This window comes from Candidatus Obscuribacterales bacterium, from assembly GCA_036703605.1.
Lineage (GTDB): Bacteria > Cyanobacteriota > Cyanobacteriia > RECH01 > RECH01 > RECH01.
Genome location: DATNRH010000225.1, coordinates 1 through 1,689 on the forward strand (window position 1 = coordinate 1; position 1,689 = coordinate 1,689).

General features: G+C 53.5%; 2 protein-coding genes. Both read left to right on the forward strand.

Annotated features, from left to right (window positions below; genetic code table 11):
- Positions 1-257 precede the first annotated feature (257 nt).
- Positions 258-605 carry a transposase gene (locus V6D20_04825; protein HEY9815116.1) on the forward strand — a complete coding sequence of 116 codons (348 nt, stop codon included), beginning with the start codon at positions 258-260 and terminating at the stop codon, positions 603-605.
- Positions 554-1,405, forward strand: a complete 852-nt coding sequence (locus tag V6D20_04830) for an IS3 family transposase (GenBank protein ID HEY9815117.1) — start codon at positions 554-556, stop codon at positions 1,403-1,405. The genes V6D20_04825 and V6D20_04830 overlap by 52 nt, the downstream gene beginning before the upstream one ends.
- The last annotated feature ends 284 nt before the right edge of the window (positions 1,406-1,689 follow it).

Consider the following 1,689-nt stretch of genomic DNA (forward strand, 5'->3'; position numbering starts at 1 on the left):
TGGGCAAAAGAGAGTTGGGCTTGTAGGAGAAATAAGGCCGAGGCTAGGACGCCGATGATTCCTTGGATCATGGTTGCCCTCCTTATTTTGGCTGGCCGATTTGAGGGAGATTCCGACGAGGAGACTTGTATTATAATTTGATCTCTCCGGTCAAGACACAAGGGGTTATCGTTTGAGATCAATATGGACTGACCCCCTGAAGTTGGACAGTTTTTCGGGAGAAGTTAGAATGCCGGCGGAGGAGAACAGGAGGGATCATGGTAGAGCGGAGGAAGTTCTCAACGGCATTCAAGCGGCAGGTGGTGGAGGAGCTGCTCAGTGGGGTTACAACTTTGGCACAGCTCAGTCGGCGTTTGGAGGTTTCTTCAGGGCTCATCCTGCACTGGAAGAGGCGATACGAGGAAGGCGGCCTGGTTGAGGGGCCCTCTCGGACAGAGAAAGAGCTTGTTGGGCGTATTGCCCAGTTGGAGCAGATGGTGGGCAGACTCACCATGGAGAACGATCTTTTAAAAAAGGCCGTGGAGTACACGGCGCGGCGCAGAAAAGAGAATTCATCGCCCATCACCGCCAAGAGTTTGGCAGCATCCAAAGGGGGTGCGAAGTGATGGGGCTATCTCGCAGCACGCACTACTACAGGAGCAAGCAGCCTTCGGCAGAGGCGAAGAAGGAGGCGGCAGATCTCAGGGATCGGATTGAGCAGGTTGTGGTGGAGCATCCCCGCTATGGGTATCGGCGGGTGACCCATGAGCTTAAGCGGGAGGGATGGAAGGTCAATCACAAGCGGGTGGCCCGCATCATGCGGCAGGAGTCCTTGCAGTGTCAGGTGAAGCGCAGGTGGGTAAAGACCACCGACAGCGATCACAGCTATCGGGTCTATCCCAACCGGCTTGAGGGACTTGAGGTGGTAAGGCCCAACCAGGTCTGGGTGGCTGACATCACTTATATTCGGATCTTGACGGGGTTTCTGTATTTGGCGGTGCTTTTGGATCTTTTCTCCAGAAAGGTTATCGGCTGGGCGCTCTCTGAGCGTATTGACGCAGAGCTTACTTTGGCCGCTTTGGAGATGGCCGTGGAGGAAAGAGAGCCTGCTGCGGGTTGCATCCATCATTCGGATCGTGGGGTGCAGTACGCTTGCCATGCTTACGTGGAGGAGCTTAAGGCGGCTGGCATGATGATCAGCATGGCTGGCAAGGGAAATCCCTATGAGAATGCCGTGGCTGAGAGTTTCATCAAGACGCTAAAGTACGAGGAAGTTTACCTGTGGGATTACCAGACCATCGAGGATGTGACGAAGAGAATCCCGTATTTTTTGGAGGAAGTCTATAACCAGAAGCGATTGCATTCGGCTCTGGGGTATGTGACTCCCAATGAGTATGAGCAAGCCTGGCTGGCTCGGGTAGCCTGAAGCCGGGGGTGCTGAGATGTCTACCCGAGCTGAGATCGTTCGTTATAGGGCAAATACGGAGGCCGTTTTTAGAGTGGTGCACCGTGAAAAGCTCTCTGGGGCACTAAAACGACTGGAAACCACAGCCGGAGGAAAATCCAGTACGACACAAAAATCTATCCTCTGCAGTGTTCCAACTTCCCCGGCTTAGCTGTCCAGTCGATGGGGTTCACTCCAGTTGAATGATGATTTTCATGTAGGGATTTGCGCATAGCCGCTGTAGTAATTATCAGTGCAATTCGTTT